Raw genomic sequence first — 19144 nt, forward strand, 5'->3', positions numbered from 1 at the left:
ACCGGTGCTGATCCAGTTTCTCCTGCTGGCCGCCGTGGCGGTGCTGATCTTCGTCTTCGTCCGGCACTGGAACACCGCCCGCACCCGGGCCTGGAAGCGGCTGGCCTTCCTCGCCTTCTGCGTGGCCAACGCCTACGCCGTGCTGCGGCCCGGCGACACCACGAAGGTCGCCCACTGGGTGGGCGTCGGCCGCGGCACCGACCTCGTGCTCTACCTGCTCGTGGTCGGCGTCACCATGCTGGCCCTCAACACCTACCTGCGCTTCCGGGTCATGGAGCGGCGGCTGACCGAACTCGCCCGGGACACCGCCCTGCGCACGGCCCAGCGCCCCGACCCCGAACGGCCGCTGGCTGCCGTGGAAGGCGACCGCACCCCGTGACCGACACGCTCGACATCATGCTGCCCTACTACGGCGACCCCGACCTGATGCGCGGCGCCGTCCGCAGCGTCCTCGCCCAGAGCGACCCCGACTGGCGGCTGACCGTGGTGGACGACGGCCGCGAGCCGGGCGTGCCGGAGTGGTTCGCCGCCCTCGGCGACGACCGGGTGCGCTACTTCCGCAACGAGCACAACCTCGGCGTCACCGGCAACTTCCTGCGCTGCACCGAACTGGTCGACCACCCCTACACGGTGCTGATGGGCTGCGACGACCTGATGCGCCCCGGCTACGTCGCCACGCTCAAGGCGGCCCGCGCCGCCGAACCGGGCGCCGCCATGTACCAGCCGGGGGTGCGGGTGGTGGACGCCGACGGGCGGCCCGCCCGCACCCTGGTCGACACCGCCAAGCGGCACCTGTACTCCACGGCACCCCGCAGCGGCCGCGCCCGGCTCGGCGGGGAGGACCTGGCGGTGTCCCTGCTGCGCGGCAACTGGGTCTACTTCCCGGCGATGTGCTGGCGCTCGGACGTGCTCAAGGAGGTCGGCTTCCGCACCGACCTCACCGTGGTGCAGGACCTGGCGCTCATGGCCGAACTACTGCTGCGCGGCGAGGAGATGGTCACCGACGCCGAGGTCTGCTTCGACTACCGGCGGCACCGCGGCAGCGAGTCCTCCGCCCAGGCGGCCAGCGGTTCCCGGTTCGACGAGACCCGCGCCCTGCTGCTCGAACTCGCCGCCGACTTCGACGCCCTGGGCTGGCACCGGGCCGCCCGTACCGCCCGCCGCCACCTGTCGGTGCGGCTGCACGCGCTGGCCATGGTGCCCGGTGCGCTGCGCCACCGCGAATGGGGCGCCGCCCGGGCCCTGGCCGGGCACGTCGTCGCCCGCTCCCACCGCCTCCCCCGGCCGGTGGAGGCGGCCACCCGATGACCGAGCCGTTCGAGCCGCACGAACCCCGCCCCTTGCGCAGCCGCACCGGGCGCCCGGCCGCCGGGAACCCGCTGAACGGGCCCGCGGGAGCGCCCGCGCCCCCGGCGCCACCCCAGGCGGCACCCCCGTCGGGGCGGCCTGCCGCCCCGACGTCCGGGCCCGCCGCACCCGAGCCGGCCCTGCGGCGCCACTGGCGGGCCGTCCGCTCCTGGTCGCCCAGGCGCGTCCCCGTCCCCTGGCGGATGCCGCTGGCCGTCTACGCGGCCTGCCAACTGCTGCTGCTCGGCTGGTGGGCCGCCTTCCACCCCGGCCGCATCACCGGCGACAGCCTCACCTACCTCTACGAGGTCACCACCTCGCACTGGCGCTCGGACCACTCCGTCGCCTACGACGGCCTGCTGTGGCTGTCGGTCGAGATCACCGGCGGCGTCGCGGCCCTCACCCTGGCGCAGACGGTGTTCATGGCGGTGGCCCTCGCCTACGTCTGCGTCGGGCTGCGGGACCTGGGGGTGCGCGGCCGCTGGAGCGCGCCGCTGGCCGCCCTCGTCGCCGCGGCGCCCATGACCGGGTCCTTCACGGTGTTCGTGTGGAAGGACGTCGCCTTCACCATCGCCGCCCTCGTCGCCTTCGGCGCGGTGCTGCAGCTGACCGCCCGCCGCCTGCACGGCGCCGAGCGCACCCGGGACCGCTCCTTCGCCCGCCAGGTCGCCGTCCTCGGCGTGGGCTGCCTGGGCATCGGGCTGTTCCGCAACAACGGCTTCCCGGTGATCATCGCCGCCGGTGTGCTGCTGGTGCTGCTGCTGCCCGGCATGCGCCGCTGGACGGCGCTGGCCACCGGCGCCGCCCTGGCCGTCACCCTGCTGCTCAACAACGCGGTCTACCCCGCACTCGGCGTCCAGCAGCCCCGCGCCGACGAGGTCTACGCCTTCAACTACGCCGACATCGGCGTCGCCTACTCCCGCCGCCCCGACACCTTCACCCCCGCCGACCTGAAGCTGATGGCCGGCATCGCCCCGCTGTCCCACTGGCGCGGCCCGGGCGGCGACTGCCACGTCGCCGACCCGATCATGCACAAGCCGATGAACCGGCTGAAGGCCGGCCGGGAGAACAGCCAGCTGCTCGACCTGTGGTTCCGCATCCTGCGCCGCACCCCCTCGCTCATCATCGACGCCCGGCTGTGCCGCGCCGACATCGCCTGGTCCTTCACCGGCCACACCGGCCTGTACGCGCCCTCGAACCACTCCACGCTGAAGAGCTGGGCCAGCTTCGGCCTGTCCTCGGCGAACCAGCTGCCCTACGGCCGGACCCTGCGCGACTCCCCGCTGTCCTACAAGCTGGACCACGTGGCCACCCGGGCGTACGTGTGGACCCAGGCGCCCGACCGCCAGCCGTTCCTGTGGCGCGGCGGCAACTGGACCTACCTCGGCTACCTGGTGGTGATCGCCCTCCTGGCGCGCCGCCGCCGCTACGAACTGCTCGCCCTGGCGGCCCTGCCCATCGCCCTGCAGCTCACCGTGATCGCCGCCAACCCCTCGCCGCTGTGGCGCTACATGAGCGCCTCGCTCTTCCTCGGCGCCCTGACCCTGCCCGCCCTCGCCCTGCTCGGCCGCCGCGACCCGCACTGGCAGCGCCCCGCCCCGAAGCAGAAGACCGCCGCGCCCCGTCCGCCCGGGGAGGGCGGCGGGGCGCGGCGGCCGTGGGCGCGCCTGCGCAGGCGCGCCTGAGGGCTGGGCGGTTACTGCGACAGGCCGCGCAGGGTGTCGTAGTAGGCGAGGCAGTCCGCGTACGAGGGCAGCAGGCCGTGCGCCTGCGCCTCGGCGAGGGTCGGGGCGGCCGCGTCCTTGGGCGACAGCAGCGGCTCGATGCCCTCCGGCCAGGCGATGCCGAGCGCGGGGTCGAGCGGGTTGATGCCGTGCTCGCGCTCGGGCGCGTAGCCCTGCGAGCAGAGGTAGACCACCGTGGCGTCGTCGGTGAGCGCCATGAAGGCGTGGCCCAGGCCCTCGGCGAGGTAGACCGCGTGGTGCTGCTCGTCGTCCAGCCGCACGCCCTCCCAGGCGCCGAAGGTCGGTGAGCCGACCCGGATGTCGACGATCACGTCCAGGACGGCGCCGCGCACGCACTTGACGTACTTGGCCTGGCTGGGCGGCACGTCGGCGAAGTGCACCCCGCGCAGGGTGCCGCGGCTGGAGACCGAGCAGTTGGCCTGCACCAGGTCGAGCTTGTGGCCGACCGACTCCTGGAAGTCCCCGGCCTTGAACCACTCGTGGAAGCTGCCCCGGCTGTCGGGGAAGACCTTGGGCTCGTGCACGAAGGCGCCGGAGATGTCCAGCTGCCGCATGCGATCACGTCCTTGCTTGCTGCGGGTGGGGCGGAGGAAGGAAGAGGGGCCCCCGCTTCCATGCCGGCGGGGGTGTACGTGGGCGGGGCCGGCCGGAGGGCGTGGTGCTCGCGCACCGCCCGTCCGGCCGGCCCCGCCGGTGCGTCAGGCGCCCAGCCGGGTGGCGAGCCGGCGCAGCCGCTTGCGGGCGTCGGGCTTGAGCCGGCGCATCACCGGGCCGCCGATCCGGCTCAGCGCGCTGCGCTTGGCCGACTGGCGGCGCTGGGCGGTGGCCTCGCGGGCGGTGGCCGGGTCCACGGTGGCGAGGCCGTCGGTCGGGTGCAGCCGGCCGCGCTCGTCCACCCGGACCTCGCCGATCTTCAGCTCGGGCCCGGACGTGGCGCCGTCCAGCCGCGCCGACAGCTGCCAGACGCCGGCCCGCAGCCCGGTGAAGGGCGTACCGGCGTCCTTGGCCTCGGCCGGGCGCAGGTGCACCCGCCCGCCGACCGGCTCCAGGGTGGCCGGCAGGCCGGCGAACGCCGCGTCGGGACCGGTGCCGCGCAGCACCAGCCAGGCGCGGGAGCGGGCGGTGCCGGGGTGCGAGACCGCGGCCAGCTCCAGCTCCAGGCTGTCGCCGGGCATCCGCAGCACCTCGCGGCCGGCGAGCGCGTCGCCGAGCTTCTTGCCGCGCCGGCCGACATCCAGGCTGAGGTTGCCGTGCGGGTTGGTGAAGTACGGGACGGTCAGCTGGGCGGGGGAGCCGAGGAGCGCGGGCAGGCAGGCGTCGTCCACGCCGGGGGCGCGGTCGGCGCCGAGCCGGGCCTTGCGGACCATGCCCAGGCCGCGCACCGGCACCCACACGTCCCACATGCCCTTGGCGAGCGCGTCGCGGCCCTTGACCTTCTTCGGGTCGAGGTAGCCCTTGCCGCGCAGGACGACCTCGCAGACCTCGCCCTCCGGCCCGCCGGCGACGGCGGGCAGCTCCTCCACCGCGTGCTCGAACTCGGCCGGGCACGGCCACTCCACGGCCGTCTCCCGGTCGCGGATGCTGACCTCGGCCCGGTAGCCGTCGAGTTCGTCGGTGACGTCGACCAGCTCGCCGTCCGGCAGCAGGCCCTGGTGGAAGTCCGGGTGCAGGTAGTAGCGGCCGTCGCGGCGCAGCAGCGCCAGCGGGCGCTTGTCCTCGCCCCACACCAGGCGGGCGGTGACGGTGATGGCGATCCGGCCGTCCTCCCAGCGCAGGTCCTCCAGGCGGGCGGCGCCCTTGACGGTGGAGGCGCGGCGGGCCACCTCGACCAGGCCCTCGCGCTCGTCGCGGCGCAGCAGGGTGGAGCGCAGCCGCAGGATGGCGCCCAGGCCGTCGTGCACGCCGTCGTTGACGTGGTCGGCGGCCAGCGCGCGGATCGCGTCGATCATCTCGTCGCGGTAGCCGGGCTCGTACTTGAGCATCGCCGGCTCGCTGATCCGGCCGAGCATCTCCACCCGGTAGAAGCGGCGCAGCAGGTCGTCGCGGAAGGTGCCGGGCTCGGTGTTGGCGACGACGACGTCGAGCACCTCGCGCAGGTTGCCGTAGTACCCCTCGGGGATGATCTTCGCCGAGCCGGCGTTCTTCCCGTCGTCCCGCTTGGAGTAGTAGTAGCAGGTGTAGTCGCCGAGGATGGAGACGACCTTCGCGGGGAAGTACGTCTCCATCATGTACAGCTGGTCCTCCAGCCGCCGCTTGCCCTCGGGGTAGGCGATGTTGTTCTCGCGCAGGAACTGGGTGCGGAACATCTTGTGCGGGGTGAGGCTGTCCACGAGCGGGGCGTCGTGGATGGTGCACTTCTCGCGGGTGGTGCGGAAGACGCCGTGCGGCACCCCGCGGAAGTTGGAGGCGACCTTGCCGAAGACGATGTCCGAGCCGTTGCGGTGGCCCATCTCCCACAGCCGCCGCAGGGCGTCGGGGGCCATGTAGTCGTCCTGGTCGACGAAGTGCACGTACTCGCCGCGGGCCTCGGCGACGCCGATGTTGCGCGGCTTGCCCGGCCAGCCGGAGTTCGGGATGTGGATCACCCGCACCTGCGGGTGCTCGGCGGCCAGCTTGTCCAGCCGGGCGGGCGTGTCGTCGGTCGAGCCGTCGTCCACGAAGAGCAGTTCGAGTTCCTCCGCCGGCAGTGTCTGCCCCAGCAGGGACTCGATGCATGGCTCTATGTACTTCCCGGGGTTGTAGACCGGGACGATGACGCTGACCTTGACCGACATCCTGGTTCCGCCTCGCCTTTCGCAGCGTTCGTGTTCTGGGCCGCTGGTACGTCCGGGGAATTCTACGGGGACCGGCGGACGTCACCGTCCGGCGGCCCGGAGTACACCGCGGGTACACCGGGCTTCTCCGCGGTCAGACGAGCGGCGGGGCCCATTCGCTGTACCGAACCGCGGATTGTGACCACTCTCACAGTGGCACAGGCGTGCCGGGCGGTCGCCCGGCACGCCTGGGATGTGCCGAATCGGATCGTGCCGGCTCCGGCCGGGATCAGGGCGAAACTGCTGAACCCTGCTGAACCCTGCCGGATCCGGCCGAATCCGTTTGAATCCGGTTGAATGAAGCCGGATCGCTCAGATCAGGTCGGCGTACTGGCTCCAGCCCGTGCCGCCGATCTGCACCCGGGCCCCGAAGGTGCCGGTGCCGGTGCCGGGGTAGAAGAACAGGCCGCTGGAGCTGCGGGCGAGCAGGTCGGCGACGCCGTCGCCGTTGATGTCGCCGGGGGCGATCAGCTTGTTGTACTGGCTCCAGCCGGTCCCGCCGATCTGCTTGCGGGCCGCGAACGGCGAGGTGGCGTTCCCGGTGCCGGTGTAGAGGAACAGGCCGGCCGAGGAGCGGGCCACGATGTCGGCCCGGCCGTCGCCGTTGAGGTCGCCCGCGCCCACGATGGAGTTGTACTGGCTCCAGCCGCTGCCGCCGACCTGCACCCGGCTCTTCATCGAGTTGCCGTCGCCGTTGCCGGCGTAGAAGTACAGGCCGCCGGAGCTGCGGGCGAGCAGGTCGCCCTTGCCGTCGCCGTTCAGGTCGCCGGGACCGACGAGCAGGTTGTACGCCGTGGAGCCGCCGGCCAGCTCGTCGTCGGCGTAGGCCCCGAAGTTGTACAGGTGGCCGTCGGCAAGGCCCTGGCCGATCAGGTCGGAGATGCCGTCGTCGCGCAGCGAGGACACGTGGTACAGCCGCACCGCGGTGCGGTCCCAGCCGCCGCCGATCGAGGTCTTGGCGGTCAGGGTGCCGGTGCCGGTGCCGTCGTAGTAGTACAGGTCGCCGCCGGGGGTGTTGGCGAAGATCCCGTTCTTGCCGTAGGCGGGGTTGGCGCCGCCGCCGGCGAACTGCGTGACATCGCCCCAGGGTGCGCCGATCTCCTGGCGGGTGGGGTCGAACGTCCCGTTGCCGTTGCCCTCGTAGAAGTAGAGGGTGCCGTCGTAGGAGCGGGCCAGCAGGTCGTGCGTGCCGTTGGCGTCGTAGTCGCCGCCGCCGATCACCTGGTTGTACTGGCCCCAGCCCGTGCCGCCGATCTGCGTCTTGGACTTGAAGCCGGCGGTCGCGGAGCCGTTGCCGGAGTACAGCCACAGGCCGTCGGCGTTGCGCGCGATCACGTCGCCGATGCCGTCGCCGTCGAAGTCGCCCACGCCGACCAGCTGGTTGTACTGGTTCCAGCCGGCGCCGCCGATCTGCACGCGGGCGCCGAACGGCTTGGCCGCGTCGCCGGTGCCCGGGTAGAAGAACAGGCCGGCGGTCGAGCGGGCGAGCAGGTCGGGCCGTCCGTCGCCGTTGAGGTCGCCGGGCGCGATCACCTTGCTGTACTGCTGCCAGCCGCTGGCGCCGATGGTGGTGTACGAGGCCAGCCCGTTGTCCTGCAGCGGGTTCGCCCCGCTGTGCAGGCGCAGTTGGCCGCTCGCGGTGAGGGTGAGCAGGTCCGGCTTGCCGTCCCCGGTCAGGTCGCCGGGCGTGAGCAGGTCCTTGACCTGGGAGGTGTCGTAGCTGATCACGTCGTAGTACGTGGAGCCGCCGAGATAGAGCAGGACGTCGCCGCCGGACAGGCGGTAGACGAGGTCGTCCGCGCCGTCGCCGTCGAAGTCCGAGGGGTGGGCGGCGGTCGCGGCGGCGTCCCTGGGGACCGCCTTGCCGGTGATCCGGGCGCTCTTGGTGTGCGCGCTGCGGCCGGGAATGGTGAAGGTCGGTACGGGTGCGGACGGCGCCGGACGGGCGACCTGTCCGGGGACACCGGGCGCGTCGGCGGCCGCGGTGCCGCTCAGCGCGCCGACGACCAGCAGGCCCGCGCAGCCGAGTGCCGCGCAGACGGCCGTGCGGCGGCCGGCGCGGCGGAAGGTATGGGACACGGGTTGAGTCCTTTTGTGTCAGCGGTTCGAAAGGGCCGCCCGCGCACGGCGCGTAGGCGGCGGCGGGCACCAGAGCGCCGGAATCCGTGTCGTGGGCGGCTCGCGTGGAGCGCTTCGAACGCTGATGTCCCCCCCGGGTGCACCGGATTCCGAGTATGCGGCCACACGAACAACGCGCAAGGGTTTTCTGTGAAAACGGTGAACATCCGGCGTACGATCGGTGACTTTGTCGACTCATCGCGCGCCCTTTTCCGGTCGCCCGCCCATCCCGCGCCGACCCGTCACCCCATCCCCGCCGGCCGTGCGCGGGCCGCTCGCCGGTCCCCGGGAGACCCGGAACGCCCCTGTTAGGGTGGCCGGATGATGCTGGTCACCGGCGGTGCCGGATACATCGGTTCGCATGTCGTGCGCGCCCTGGCGGCGGCGGGCGAGGGTGTCGTCGTACTGGACGACCTCAGCACCGGCGACCCGGCCCGGCTGCCCGCCGGTGTCCCGTTGGAGCGCGGCTCGGTGCTCGACCGGCCGCTGCTGGACCGGGTGCTGGGCGGCCACGGCGTCGACACGGTGATCCACATCGCCGCCAAGAAGCAGGTCGCCGAGTCCGTCGCGGACCCGCTGACGTACTACCGGGAGAACCTGGGCGGTCTGCGCACCGTGCTGGAGGCGTCCGTCGCCGCCGGGGTGCGCGCGTTCCTCTTCTCCTCCTCGGCCGCCGTCTACGGTCCCGTGGACGTGGACCTGGTCACCGAGGACCTGCCGTGCGCCCCCATGAGCCCCTACGGGCAGACCAAGCTGGCCGGCGAGTGGCTGGTCGCCGCCGCCGGGCAGGCGCACGGCCTGGCCACCGCCGCCCTGCGCTACTTCAACGTCGCCGGCGCCGCCACCCCCGAACTCGCCGACACCGGCGAGGCGAACATCGTGCCCATGGTCTTCCGCCGGCTCGTCCGGGGCCTGCCGCCGCAGATCTTCGGCGCCGACTACCCCACCCCCGACGGCACCTGCGTGCGCGACTACGTGCACGTCGAGGACATCGCCTCCGCGCACGTCGCCGCCGCCCGCCGGCTGCGCGAGGACCCCGCCGCGAACCTGGTGCTCAACATCGGCACCGGCACCGGCGTCTCGGTGGCCGAGATGATCGGCGTCATCGGCGAGGTGACGGGCCACACTGGGCGTGCACCCGAGGTGGCACCGCGCCGCCCCGGCGACCCGGCCCGGGTGGTGGCGTCGGCCGACGCCATCGCCAAGGAGCTGGGCTGGACCGCCCGCTTCGGCGTGCGGGACATGGTCGCCTCGGCCTGGGCGGGCTGGCAGGCACGCAACCCCGGGTGACGCGGCACACAGCGGCACACAGCGGCTCACTGCGGCTCATGGCGGCCGCAGGGGCAGACGGCACCGCCCGCAGGGGCGGCCCAGTGGACTGGGGGAGACGTGGCAGCGGCGGTACGGCAGGACGTGGTGGACGCCCGCAGGATCGTGGTCAAGGTCGGCTCGTCCTCGCTGACCACGGCGGCCGGCGGCCTGGACGCCGACCGGGTGGACGCCCTGGTCGACGTGCTGGCCAAGGCCCGCCAGGACCGCGAGGTGGTGCTGGTCTCCTCCGGCGCCATCGCCGCCGGGCTCGCCCCCCTCGGCCTGGACCGCCGCCCCCGCGACCTCGCCCGCCAGCAGGCCGCGGCCAGCGTCGGCCAGGGCCTGCTCGTCGCCCGCTACACCGCCTCCTTCGCCCGCTACGGCATCCGCGTCGGCCAGGTGCTGCTCACCTCCGACGACGTCAGCCGCCGCACCCACTACCGCAACGCCTACCGCACCCTCGACCAGCTGCTCTCCATGGGCGCCCTGCCGGTGGTCAACGAGAACGACACGGTCGCCACCGACGAGATCCGCTTCGGCGACAACGACCGCCTCGCCGCCCTCGTCGCCCACCTGGTCCGCGCCGACCTGCTGGTGCTCCTCTCCGACGTGGACGGCCTCTACGACGGCGACCCGCGCACCCCCGGCACCCGCCTGATCGCCGAGGTGGCCGGCCCGCACGACTTGGCGGGCATCTCCATCGGCAGCGCCGGGCGGGCCGGGGTCGGCACCGGCGGCATGGTCACCAAGGTCGAGGCGGCCGGCATCGCCACCGGCGCCGGCGTGCCCGTCGTCCTCACCTCCGCCGTGCACGCCGCCGACGCCCTGGCCGGCCGCCCGATCGGCACCCACTTCCACCGCACCGGCAAGCGCTCGGCCGACCGGCTGCTCTGGCTCGCCCACGCCTCCACCCCGCGCGGCTCGCTGCGGCTGGACGCCGGCGCCGTCCGCGCGGTCACCGAGCGCCGCAGTTCCCTGCTGCCGGCCGGACTGACCGGTGTGGAGGGCGACTTCACCGCGGGGGACCCGGTGGACCTGCTCGACGAGCAGGGCCGCGCGGTGGCCCGCGGACTGGTCAACTTCGACGCCCGCGAACTGCCCCGTCTGCTCGGCCGCTCCACCCACGACCTCGCGCAGGAGTTCGGGCCCGCCTACGAACGCGAGGTGGTTCACCGTGACGACCTCGTACTCCTGCACCCCTGAACGCTCACGGGGAGCAGATCTCACGGAAAAGTCGTGGAAACCGCCCCGCCCGGCCGCCGAGCCTGGTCAACTGTGATGCGGAGGAGTCGCCCGCGACACCAGGTGCGGGCGGCGCTCGGACCGTCACCCACAGGGAGGCCGCCGGTGAAACGAGGGCGCCCAGGGCCGTCGTCCAGGGGCACCGCGGAGCGCACGCTGGTCAGCGTGGACACCGCGGGCACCGCCACCGGCGCGGACGACCGGGACACCGAGGACCACCACGGCGAGCAGGGCCCCGCGGCCGCCGGGGACACCGCGCCGGCCGGGCCCGCGGGCGAGGCGGGCCGCCGGCTCGGCACCCCCCGCCTGCAGCCGCCCGAGGAGCGGCCGACCAGCCGGCTGTGGCACGTCACCTTGAGCGTCTCGGGGCCGCGCACCCCGCTGGCCGAGGTCCGCCGCGGCCTGGAGCAGCTCGCCCACGACCACCCCTTCCTGCTCACCAGCCGCTACGCCGTCGACCACGCCGAGATCCGCTACTGGGAGGAGGCGCGCGACCTGCACGACGCCGCCGCGCTGGCCCTGCGGCTGTGGGGCGAGCACCGCTCCACCGCGAGGCTGCCGCCCTGGGAGATCGTCGGCCTGGAGGTCATCGACCGCACCACCTACCACCAGCGCCTCGCCGAGGGCTACGGCCCGCCCCCCGCGGTCCCGATCGGCGTGCACCCGTACTAGCGCTTGCCCGGACGTGGGCACGCCGGGGCTCGCCAGGGCGCGGCGGGTTCGGCAAGGCGGCGTCCGCGGCAGGCGGAGCCGTACCGGTGGCTTCACCCGTGTGCTGCCGGGCCGTGATCCCGGCGGGCCGCACATCCGCGGCACGGCCCCCGCCGTCCTGCGCTGTCCGCCACCGCCGGTTGCCGCCGCCCGGCGCCGGCCGGGCCTGTCCGAAGCGCGGGACGCCTGGCCCGTACCCGCCGTACGGGGGGCCACGGCCCGGTACCCTGCACCCCATGGACCTGCCCGCGGACCTGCCCTCACCGCTCCCGAAGTCGCCCGTGCTGCTCGCCGCCTACCGGGCCCGCGCCGCTGCGGCCGACCTGGCGCCGCTGCCGCGCGCGGCCAAGGACGACGCGCTCCAGGCGATCGCCGACGCCCTGATCGTGCGCACCCAGGAGATCGTCGCCGCCAACGCCGAGGACGTGGCCCGCGCCAAGGAGGCCGGCACCAGCGCCTCGATCGTGGACCGGCTCACCCTGACCCGCGAACGCGTCGCCGCCATCGCCGCCGACGTCCGGCACGTCGCCTCGCTGCCCGACCCGGTCGGCGAGGTGCTGCGCGGCTCCACCCTGCCCAACGGCCTGGACCTGCGGCAGGTCCGGGTGCCGCTCGGCGTGGTCGGCATCATCTACGAGGCCCGGCCCAACGTCACCGTGGACGCCGCCGCCCTGTGCCTGAAGTCGGGCAACGCGGTGCTGCTGCGCGGCTCCTCCTCCGCCCGCGCCTCCAACACCGCCCTGGTCACGGTGATCCGCGACGCGGTCGGCGGCGCGGGCCTGCCCGCCGACGCGGTCCAGCTCGTGCCCGGCGAGAGCCGCGAGTCCGTCACCGAGCTGATGCGCGCCCGCGGCCAGGTGGACGTGCTCATCCCGCGCGGCGGCGCGGCCCTGATCCGCACCGTGGTGGAGGGCTCCACCGTGCCGGTGATCGAGACCGGCACCGGCAACTGCCATGTCTACGTGGACGCCGAGGCCGACCTCGACACCGCCGTGCAGATCCTGGTCAACTCCAAGGCCCAGCGCCCCAGCGTCTGCAACTCCGCCGAGACCCTTCTCGTCCACCGCGACATCGCCGAGCGCTTCCTGCCGCTCGCGCTGAGCGCGCTGGCCGACGCGGGCGTCACCGTGCACGGCGACCCGCAGGTGCTGGCCGCCGCCGAGGAGCACGGCAGCAAGGCCACGGTGGTGCCCGCCACCGCCGAGGACTGGGAGACCGAGTACCTCTCCTACGACATCGCCGCAGGCGTGGTGGACTCCCTGGACGCCGCTGTCGCCCACATCCGGCTGTGGTCCTCCGGGCACACCGAGGCGATCGTCACCACCTCGCAGGCCGCCGCCCGCCGCTTCACCCAGCTGGTGGACTCCGCGGCGGTCATGGTGAACGCCTCCACCCGCTTCACCGACGGCGGCCAGTTCGGCTTCGGCGCCGAGATCGGCATCTCCACCCAGAAGCTGCACGCCCGCGGCCCCATGGGCCTGCCGGAGCTGACCTCGACCAAGTACATCGTCACCGGCGACGGCCACATCCGCTGATCCGGACCGTCCTCTTGTGCCCATTCTGTCCCCTGGGGCAGGACGGGCAGAAGGGGCCGGACGGGTGACCAAGGCAGCACCGGATCCCCTGCCCAAAAGGCGTCCTCCCGGCTTACCCTGAACAGATGCCGGACGATGACGAGTTCGCCTCCGTAGTCCTCGACGAAGATTTCGTACGGTCAGCCCTGTTCCACGAGCCCACGGCCCGGGAGCGGATGCTTGCCGTCATGGAAGGCCCGGCGCTGCCGCCCGGCCTCCTCGCGCGGCACAGAAGCGGGGCCGCCGTCCCCGAGCTGGAGGAGGACTCCGTCCTCGCCTCCGACGACCTCTACACCGCCGGCCACCCCTACCGCGGCAGCAGCACCCGATGGCACCGGCCGGTCGCCTGGGCGCTCGCGGTGGTGATGGGCATCGGGGTGGTCGCCCTGACCTTCGCCGCCGTCTACCGCGGTGCGGGCGGCGGCCGCGCCCCGCACGCCCCCGCCACCACCCCGCCGGCCGCGACCCCCCGGATGGCCCCGGCCACCACCGGCCCGCTGCCCTGACCACGGGTCAAGTCGGCCGGTACCGGGGCGTATATTCCCGCGCTCGGAGCCGTAACCTTGTGATATGAGCGGGCATGGCGACCCCCCCGAGGGCGCGTCCGAGGGCGCGCCCGGCGGCGGAGGAGACGACGAGTACCGATCCGTCGTGTTCGACGAGTCGTTCGTGCGGGCTGCCCGCATCCAGGAGTTCTCCGCCCAGGAGCGGCTCGACGAGGGGGCCCGCGCGGTCAGGGTCCGCCACATGGTGCCGCACGGGCTGGCCCGGCAGGCCGTCGCCCTGCTGCTGCTGATCTTCGTGGCCTTCGGCTTCGCGGTCTACATGGGTGTCAGGCACCCGTACAAGGCGCACCGCCCCGCCGCCGTGCCGCCGCTGCGGTCCACCGTGATAGCGCTGGTGCCCGACGGGCGGGTGCCCGTCGTCCGCCGGAGCTCGCCCTTCGCCGGCACCCGCGCGGCCGGCTACAAGGCCGGCGCCGCCGGACTGGAGCTGCCCGCGCCGCACCCGGTCGGCAGCTTCGACCAGGCCGAGGTCGCCAAGGCGCTGGACACCGCCAAGGAGTACCTGGCCGACTCCTCCATCGACCCCGCGACGGTGCTCTACGGCGATGTGGGCCCGGTGCGCGACCTGATCGACCCCGGCCAGCTCGACCAGTTCGACACCGCCCTCGGCCGGCCCGACGCCGACGGCAGCCACGAGGTCACCGGCTGGCTGGTCCGCTTCGACCCGGCCGACTCCGTGGAGCTCGCCCACGGCGGCATCCGGGTCAGCGGCGCCTTCACCTCCATGGCCAGCGGCAACCAGCTGGAGATCGACTCCGACCACACCTTCGTCTACGCCGTGCACGGCGCCGGGACCGCCGACACCGGGACGTCGCTGTTCACCGTGCGCCGCCAGATGCGTTTCCACTTCGACCACGCGGACCTGCGCGAGAGCCACATCGAGCTGGTGGAGGCCCGCGTGCAGGCCGGACCGCTGTCCTGCTCCACCAGTGTGGACGGCTACTTCCGCCCGATCCTCGCCGGCGGCCGCGCCGCGCCGGTCCTCGGCACCGACCCGTACGACCGGGCGCACTCCGCGGACGCGGTCTGCGCGCCGCTGAGCACGCTCGCCGAGGGGACACCGCAGCCGACCGGCACCCCGACCGGCACGTCCACGGCCACGACACCGGCCACCGGCTCCTCCGCCCCGCCGGCCGGGGCGCCGCAGCAGACGGCCACGACCACCGCGGCCGTCACGACCGCCGACACCGCCGCGCAGCCGTCCGCCGTCCGGCCCGCCCTCGCGGCCGGCGGACCGTACGAGGCGACGGCCCCCGCGGGCGCGCAGAGCGCCGGAGCTACACCCCGGGCTCCGGCTCGGGCCCTGCGGTACCGGGCCCCGACTCCGGTCCCGACGCCGATCCCGAGCCGGTGAAGCGGTCGCGCAACTTCCCGCCGAGGTCGCCCGCGCCGTTGCCCAGGTCGCGGATGAGGCCCAGCAGCGGGTCCTTGCTCTGCTTCACCGTGTCGGCGTAGTGGTTCGCCGACTCCCTGAAGGTGTCGTAGACCGAGGTGTCCTTGTCCTCGGTGCGCTTGGGGTAGTGGCCGTCGAGCAGCCGCTGGTACTCCCTCGACGCGGCCCAGCGGCGCAGCTCGGCGGCGCGCACGGTGGCGAACGGGTGGCTGCGCGGCAGCACGTTGAGGATCTTCAGCACGGAGTCGCGCAGGTCGCCGGCGGCCTCGTACTCGTCGGCCTGCTTCAGGAAGGAGTCCACGTTCATCTCGTGCAGGTGGTTGCCGCCGGCGAGCTTCATCAGGCCGCGCATCGACGCCTGCAGGTCCTGGCCGACGAGCAGCCCGGCCCGGTCCGCGGACAGCTCCGACTTGCGGAACCACTCGCGCAGGGCCGTGACCAGGGCGAGCACCGCCACGTTCCCCAGCGGGATCCAGGCCACGCGCAGGGCGAGGTTGGTGAGGAAGAGCAGTATCGTCCGGTACACGGAGTGGCCGGACAGGGCGTGGCCCACCTCGTGGCCGACGACCGCGCGCATCTCCTCCTCGTCCAGCAGCTCCACCAGGCCGGTGGTGATCACGATGATCGGCGCGTCCATGCCGATGCACATCGCGTTGGGCTGCGGGTCCTGCGTGACGTACATCGCCGGGACCTTCTCCAGGTCCAGGATGTAACAGGCGTCCCGCAGCATGGCGTTGAGATGGGCGAACTGCTCGTCGCTCACCCGGACCGAGTCGGACAGGAACAGCAGCCGCAGGCTGCGCTCGGGCACCAGGCCGCTGAGCGCCTTGAAGACCGTGTCGAATCCGCTGAGTTTGCGCAGGGCGACCAGGGCGGACTTGTCGGCCGGGTGCTCGTACGCCCGTGACGAGATGTCGGGGAAACGCTGCCGCCTGCGGCCGGGCAGCTTCTCGCCGCCCCCGCCCTTTCCGCCGGGTCCGTCCTTCTTGGCCTTCTTCGACTCGGACATACCGGCCCAACCCCCTGGTAGCCAAACGGTTCACAAGACTGGACGCACGGAGCCTGCGCGAAGTTCCCCGGCGACCGCCCGTACCATGAGCGCAGAGTCTTGCCGTGTCCCCCAGTGTCTTCCCGCCCGTCCCCTACCACGCAAAGGGTCCGACGTCATGCCGAGCGCCACCGCCACCGCCCTGACCACTCTCGCCGAGGGCGGCAACCACCCCAGCCTCAGCCCATTCCTCACGGGATTCGGCGCGCTCGGCGCCCTGCTGCTCCTGCTGTGGGTCGTCACCCGCTTCAACCGGGACTAGCATGTCGGCGAAAAAGCGCATCGGTGTGATGGGCGGGACCTTCGACCCCATCCACCACGGGCACCTGGTGGCCGCGAGCGAGGTGGCGAGCCTCTTCCACCTCGACGAGGTCGTCTTCGTGCCCACCGGCAGGCCCTGGCAGAAGGACGACCGCAAGGTGTCGGCCGCCGAGGACCGCTACCTGATGACGGTGATCGCCACCGCCTCCAACCCGCAGTTCTCGGTGAGCCGCAGCGACATCGACCGCGGCGGCACGACGTACACCATCGACACGCTGCGCGACCTGCGTGCCGAACACCCCGAGGCGGAGCTGTTCTTCATCACCGGCGCCGACGCGCTGTCGCAGATCTTCTCCTGGCGCGACGCCGGGGAGCTCTTCGACCTCGCGCACTTCATCGGCGTGACACGTCCGGGGCATACGCTGTCGGACCCGGGCTTCCCCGAGGGGGGCGTGTCCCTGGTGGAGGTCCCGGCGCTGGCGATCTCCTCGACCGACTGCCGCCAGCGGGTGGCCAAGGGGGACCCGGTCTGGTACCTGGTACCGGACGGTGTGGTGCGCTACATCGACAAACGTGCGCTGTACCGGCCGGAGACCGGGTAGCGGCGCGACGCAACCGTGAAGGGGTTCCCTCGTGAACGACGCCAACCCCCGCAGGCATTACGCCCAGGGCGGTCCCGACAACGAGAGTGACCCTTACCAGCAGGACCCGCACTACACCCAGCAGCAGTACGGCTACGACCCGTACGGCCACCCGGACCCCCAGCAGCCCGGGCCGCAGCAGCAGGGCTACGACACCGGCCAGTACCCCTCGTACCAGGAGCCCGCGCAGACCTACGGCGGCCACCCGCCGGGCTGGATCCCGCCGCAGGCCCCGCCGCCGTACTACGAGCAGCAGGGCTACGACACGGGCCAGTACCCCGCCCAGGACTACGGCACCGGGCAGATGCCCCGCTACGGCGCCACCGGTTACGACACGGGTTACAACCCCGGCTACGACCCCGGTTACGACACCGGGCAGCACGCCCAGGTGCCGCCGTACGACACCGGGCAGCACCCCCACGTGCAGGCGCCCCACGACACCGGGCACATACCCGCGTACGAGACCGGGCAGCAGCCGGCGTACCGCGAGCAGGAGGCGCCGGCCGCCTCCGACGGGGACTACCGCACCGAGCAGTTCGCCTTCCTCGACGAGGACTCCGAGGAGTCCGAAGAGGTCATCGACTGGCTGAAGTTCTCCGAGTCGCGCACCGAGCGCCGCGAGGAGGCCAGGCGCCGCGGCCGCAACCGCCGGATCGCCCTGGTGGTCCTCGTGGTGCTGGCGATGATCGGCGGCGCCGGCTACCTGTACCAGGCCGGGAAGATCCCGGGACTGAAGAAGCACACCACCGCGGCGGCGGCCGTCAGCGGCTCCCAGAAGCGCGACGTGATCGTGGTCCACCTGCTGCCGGTCGGCGGCGGCCCCAGCTCCACCGCGCTGCTGGTCGACAACACCACCAAGAAGCACGGGACCACCGTGCTCATCCCCAACGCGGTCCAACTCACCGGCGACGACGGCACCGAGAGCCTGGACGCCTCCGTGCAGGACGGCGTCGGCCCCACCCGCGACGCCCTCAACGCCCTGCTCGGCACGGACATCAAGGGCAGTTGGCGGCTGGACTCGCCCTACCTCGAACTGCTCGTGGACTCCCTGGGCAACGTCATCGTGGACACCGACACCGCCGTCAAGGGCACGGGGAAGGACAAGGACAAGGTCCTGGTACCCAAGGGCGAGCAGCAGGAGCTCAGCGGCCAGGCCGCCGTCGCGTACGCCACCTACCGGGCGCCCGGCGAACCGCAGACCGCGCAGCTCAAGCGGTTCGGTCAGGTGATGGAGGCGGTGCTGGAGAAGATGCCGAGCGACGCCGCCGACGCCACCAAGACCGTCCAGGCGCTCGCCCAGATCCTCGACCCCTCGCTCACCGACAAGGAGCTGGGCGCCTCCCTCGCCCAGCTCGCCGACCTCGCCAAGACCGGCGCCTACAGCACCACGGTGCTGCCGGTCCAGCAGGACGGCACGCTGAGCCCGCAGGCCACCGACAGCATCGTCAAGGATGTGCTCGGCGGCGCCGTGAAGCAGAGCACGGGCGCCTCGGCGCAGCCGCGGGTCTCGATCAAGGACGCCACCGGCAACCCCAAGGCGGCCCCGATGGCGCAGGCCGCGATCGTCAACGGCGGCACGTACACCTACGTGCCGGGCGGCAAGGCGGCCGCGCAGCCGACCTCCCAGGTGCTCTACGCCGACCCGTCCCGCGAGGCGGCGGCCAAGGACGTGGCGGCCACGCTGGGCCTGTCGCCGACCGAGGTGAAGAAGGGCGCCGTGCCCTCGAACGCCGACATCGCGGTCGTCCTCGGCGAGGACTACCAGCTGCCGAAGGACGAGGGCTGAGACACGGGCTGAGACACGGGCCGGGACGAGGGCCGAGGCGGGCGGTGGGGCCTTTCGGGGCACCGCCGCCACCCGGCCGATCGCATATCCGGTCGGGTCCTGTCGGAGGGTCGTGAGACCCTAGAAGCACAGGATTCCCGATCGGAAAGCCGCACAGTGACCGCAACCGCCCGCTCCACCGAGCTGATCCGCTCCGCCGCCCAGGCAGCCGCCGACAAGCTCGCGCACGACATCATCGCCTACGACGTGAGCGACGTGCTCTCCATCACCGACGCGTTCCTCGTCGCCTCCGCGCCCAACGACCGGCAGGTCAAGGCGATCGTCGACGCCATCGAGGAGACCCTGCTCAAGGAGCTGGACGCCAAGCCCGTGCGGCGCGAGGGCGAGCGGGACGGCCGCTGGGTGCTGCTGGACTACGTCGACATCGTCGTGCACGTCCAGCACTCCGAGGAGCGGGTCTTCTACGCCCTGGAGCGGCTGTGGAAGGACTGCCCGGAGATCGAGCTGCCCGAGGACGCGGTGGCCACCCGCGGCAAGGCGGCGGCACACGCGCAGGCGACCGCGGCGGCCGAGGCCGGGGAGGACTGA

Annotated in this window: 17 protein-coding genes; 13 read left to right on the forward strand and 4 right to left on the reverse strand. The window is 73.2% G+C overall.

What is annotated here, in order from left to right; all coding sequences use genetic code 11:
• Window positions 1-4 precede the first annotated feature (4 nt).
• The 3 genes from BLR33_RS17655 to BLR33_RS17665 are packed head-to-tail and all read left to right on the forward strand — an operon-like array spanning window position 5 to window position 3032.
• Window positions 5-379: a DUF2304 domain-containing protein gene (locus BLR33_RS17655; RefSeq protein ID WP_093785440.1), complete on the forward strand. Its 375-nt coding sequence runs from the start codon at window positions 5-7 to the stop codon at window positions 377-379.
• Window positions 376-1308: a glycosyltransferase family 2 protein gene (locus BLR33_RS17660; protein ID WP_245771474.1), complete on the forward strand. Its 933-nt coding sequence runs from the start codon at window positions 376-378 to the stop codon at window positions 1306-1308. Before BLR33_RS17655 ends, BLR33_RS17660 begins: the two co-directional genes overlap by 4 nt.
• A complete protein-coding gene (locus tag BLR33_RS17665) occupies window positions 1305-3032 on the forward strand; it encodes a DUF6020 family protein (protein WP_093785441.1) in 1728 nt (575 codons plus the stop codon). Before BLR33_RS17660 ends, BLR33_RS17665 begins: the two co-directional genes overlap by 4 nt.
• Window positions 3033-3043: 11 nt before the next feature.
• Here BLR33_RS17665 and rfbC read toward each other — a convergent pair whose 3' ends face one another.
• From rfbC to BLR33_RS17680, 3 genes are all read right to left on the reverse strand, one after another.
• Complete coding sequence (rfbC, locus tag BLR33_RS17670; protein WP_093785442.1) at window positions 3044-3646, reverse strand: dTDP-4-dehydrorhamnose 3,5-epimerase; 603 nt, start codon at window positions 3644-3646, stop codon at window positions 3044-3046.
• 144 nt (window positions 3647-3790) lie between these two features.
• A complete protein-coding gene (locus BLR33_RS17675; protein WP_093785443.1) occupies window positions 3791-5866 on the reverse strand; it encodes a glycosyltransferase family 2 protein in 2076 nt (691 codons plus the stop codon).
• A 351-nt stretch (window positions 5867-6217) separates the two neighbouring features.
• Window positions 6218-7984: an FG-GAP repeat domain-containing protein gene (locus BLR33_RS17680; protein ID WP_093785444.1), complete on the reverse strand. Its 1767-nt coding sequence runs from the start codon at window positions 7982-7984 to the stop codon at window positions 6218-6220.
• Between the two features lie 360 nt (window positions 7985-8344).
• Here BLR33_RS17680 and galE point away from each other — a divergent pair, with 360 nt between their 5' ends.
• The 6 genes from galE to BLR33_RS17710 all read left to right on the forward strand — a co-directional run bounded on the left by galE (window position 8345) and on the right by BLR33_RS17710 (window position 14781).
• A complete protein-coding gene (gene galE, locus BLR33_RS17685; protein ID WP_093785445.1) occupies window positions 8345-9313 on the forward strand; it encodes a UDP-glucose 4-epimerase GalE in 969 nt (322 codons plus the stop codon).
• A 123-nt stretch (window positions 9314-9436) separates the two neighbouring features.
• Window positions 9437-10537 (forward strand): glutamate 5-kinase, encoded by a 1101-nt coding sequence (gene proB / locus BLR33_RS17690; RefSeq protein ID WP_093785571.1) that lies wholly within the window; start codon window positions 9437-9439, stop codon window positions 10535-10537.
• Between the two features lie 144 nt (window positions 10538-10681).
• The gene (locus BLR33_RS17695) at window positions 10682-11248 is read left to right on the forward strand and encodes a hypothetical protein (protein WP_093785446.1); all 567 of its coding nucleotides are present in this window, start codon (window positions 10682-10684) and stop codon (window positions 11246-11248) included.
• Window positions 11249-11523: 275 nt separating this feature from the next.
• Window positions 11524-12822 (forward strand): glutamate-5-semialdehyde dehydrogenase, encoded by a 1299-nt coding sequence (locus BLR33_RS17700; RefSeq protein WP_093785447.1) that lies wholly within the window; start codon window positions 11524-11526, stop codon window positions 12820-12822.
• Between the two features lie 125 nt (window positions 12823-12947).
• On the forward strand, window positions 12948-13367 hold the full coding sequence (locus tag BLR33_RS17705) for an SCO2583/SCO2584 N-terminal domain-containing protein (protein ID WP_093785448.1): 420 nt from the start codon (window positions 12948-12950) through the stop codon (window positions 13365-13367).
• Window positions 13368-13431: 64 nt separating this feature from the next.
• On the forward strand, window positions 13432-14781 hold the full coding sequence (locus BLR33_RS17710) for an SCO2583 family membrane protein (RefSeq protein WP_093785449.1): 1350 nt from the start codon (window positions 13432-13434) through the stop codon (window positions 14779-14781).
• Here BLR33_RS17710 and BLR33_RS17715 read toward each other — a convergent pair.
• Window positions 14705-15829, reverse strand: coding sequence for a M48 family metallopeptidase (locus BLR33_RS17715; RefSeq protein WP_093785450.1), 1125 nt, complete (start codon window positions 15827-15829; stop codon window positions 14705-14707). The genes BLR33_RS17710 and BLR33_RS17715 overlap by 77 nt on opposite strands.
• A 157-nt stretch (window positions 15830-15986) precedes the next feature.
• On the opposite strand from BLR33_RS17715, the gene BLR33_RS35240 reads away from it, so the two are divergent.
• The 4 genes from BLR33_RS35240 (at window position 15987) to rsfS (ending at window position 19144) form a co-directional block, all read left to right on the forward strand.
• Window positions 15987-16130: a hypothetical protein gene (locus BLR33_RS35240; RefSeq protein WP_176930293.1), complete on the forward strand. Its 144-nt coding sequence runs from the start codon at window positions 15987-15989 to the stop codon at window positions 16128-16130.
• Window position 16131: 1 nt separating this feature from the next.
• On the forward strand, window positions 16132-16731 hold the full coding sequence (nadD, locus tag BLR33_RS17720) for a nicotinate-nucleotide adenylyltransferase (protein ID WP_093785451.1): 600 nt from the start codon (window positions 16132-16134) through the stop codon (window positions 16729-16731).
• A gap of 31 nt (window positions 16732-16762) precedes the next feature.
• Window positions 16763-18556, forward strand: a complete 1794-nt coding sequence (locus BLR33_RS17725) for an LCP family protein (RefSeq protein ID WP_176930294.1) — start codon at window positions 16763-16765, stop codon at window positions 18554-18556.
• A gap of 156 nt (window positions 18557-18712) precedes the next feature.
• The gene (gene rsfS, locus BLR33_RS17730) at window positions 18713-19144 is read left to right on the forward strand and encodes a ribosome silencing factor (RefSeq protein WP_093785452.1); all 432 of its coding nucleotides are present in this window, start codon (window positions 18713-18715) and stop codon (window positions 19142-19144) included.

Origin of the sequence: Actinacidiphila guanduensis (genome assembly GCF_900103985.1) — a bacterium.
GTDB classification, from domain to species: Bacteria; Actinomycetota; Actinomycetes; order Streptomycetales; family Streptomycetaceae; genus Actinacidiphila; species Actinacidiphila guanduensis.

What these genes read in the sequence shown, in the direction of transcription:
- BLR33_RS17700 (WP_093785447.1), top strand. Translation starts at nt 11,524, where the DNA reads ATGGACCTGCCCGCGGACCTGCCCTCACCGCTCCCGAAGTCGCCCGTG.
- nadD (WP_093785451.1), top strand. Translation starts at nt 16,132, where the DNA reads ATGTCGGCGAAAAAGCGCATCGGTGTGATGGGCGGGACCTTCGACCCC.
- BLR33_RS17715 (WP_093785450.1), bottom strand. Translation starts at nt 15,829, where the DNA reads ATGTCCGAGTCGAAGAAGGCCAAGAAGGACGGACCCGGCGGAAAGGGC.
- BLR33_RS17675 (WP_093785443.1), bottom strand. Translation starts at nt 5,866, where the DNA reads ATGTCGGTCAAGGTCAGCGTCATCGTCCCGGTCTACAACCCCGGGAAG.
- BLR33_RS17705 (WP_093785448.1), top strand. Translation starts at nt 12,948, where the DNA reads ATGCCGGACGATGACGAGTTCGCCTCCGTAGTCCTCGACGAAGATTTC.
- rfbC (WP_093785442.1), bottom strand. Translation starts at nt 3,646, where the DNA reads ATGCGGCAGCTGGACATCTCCGGCGCCTTCGTGCACGAGCCCAAGGTC.
- BLR33_RS17710 (WP_093785449.1), top strand. Translation starts at nt 13,432, where the DNA reads ATGAGCGGGCATGGCGACCCCCCCGAGGGCGCGTCCGAGGGCGCGCCC.
- BLR33_RS17665 (WP_093785441.1), top strand. Translation starts at nt 1,305, where the DNA reads ATGACCGAGCCGTTCGAGCCGCACGAACCCCGCCCCTTGCGCAGCCGC.
- BLR33_RS35240 (WP_176930293.1), top strand. Translation starts at nt 15,987, where the DNA reads ATGCCGAGCGCCACCGCCACCGCCCTGACCACTCTCGCCGAGGGCGGC.
- galE (WP_093785445.1), top strand. Translation starts at nt 8,345, where the DNA reads ATGATGCTGGTCACCGGCGGTGCCGGATACATCGGTTCGCATGTCGTG.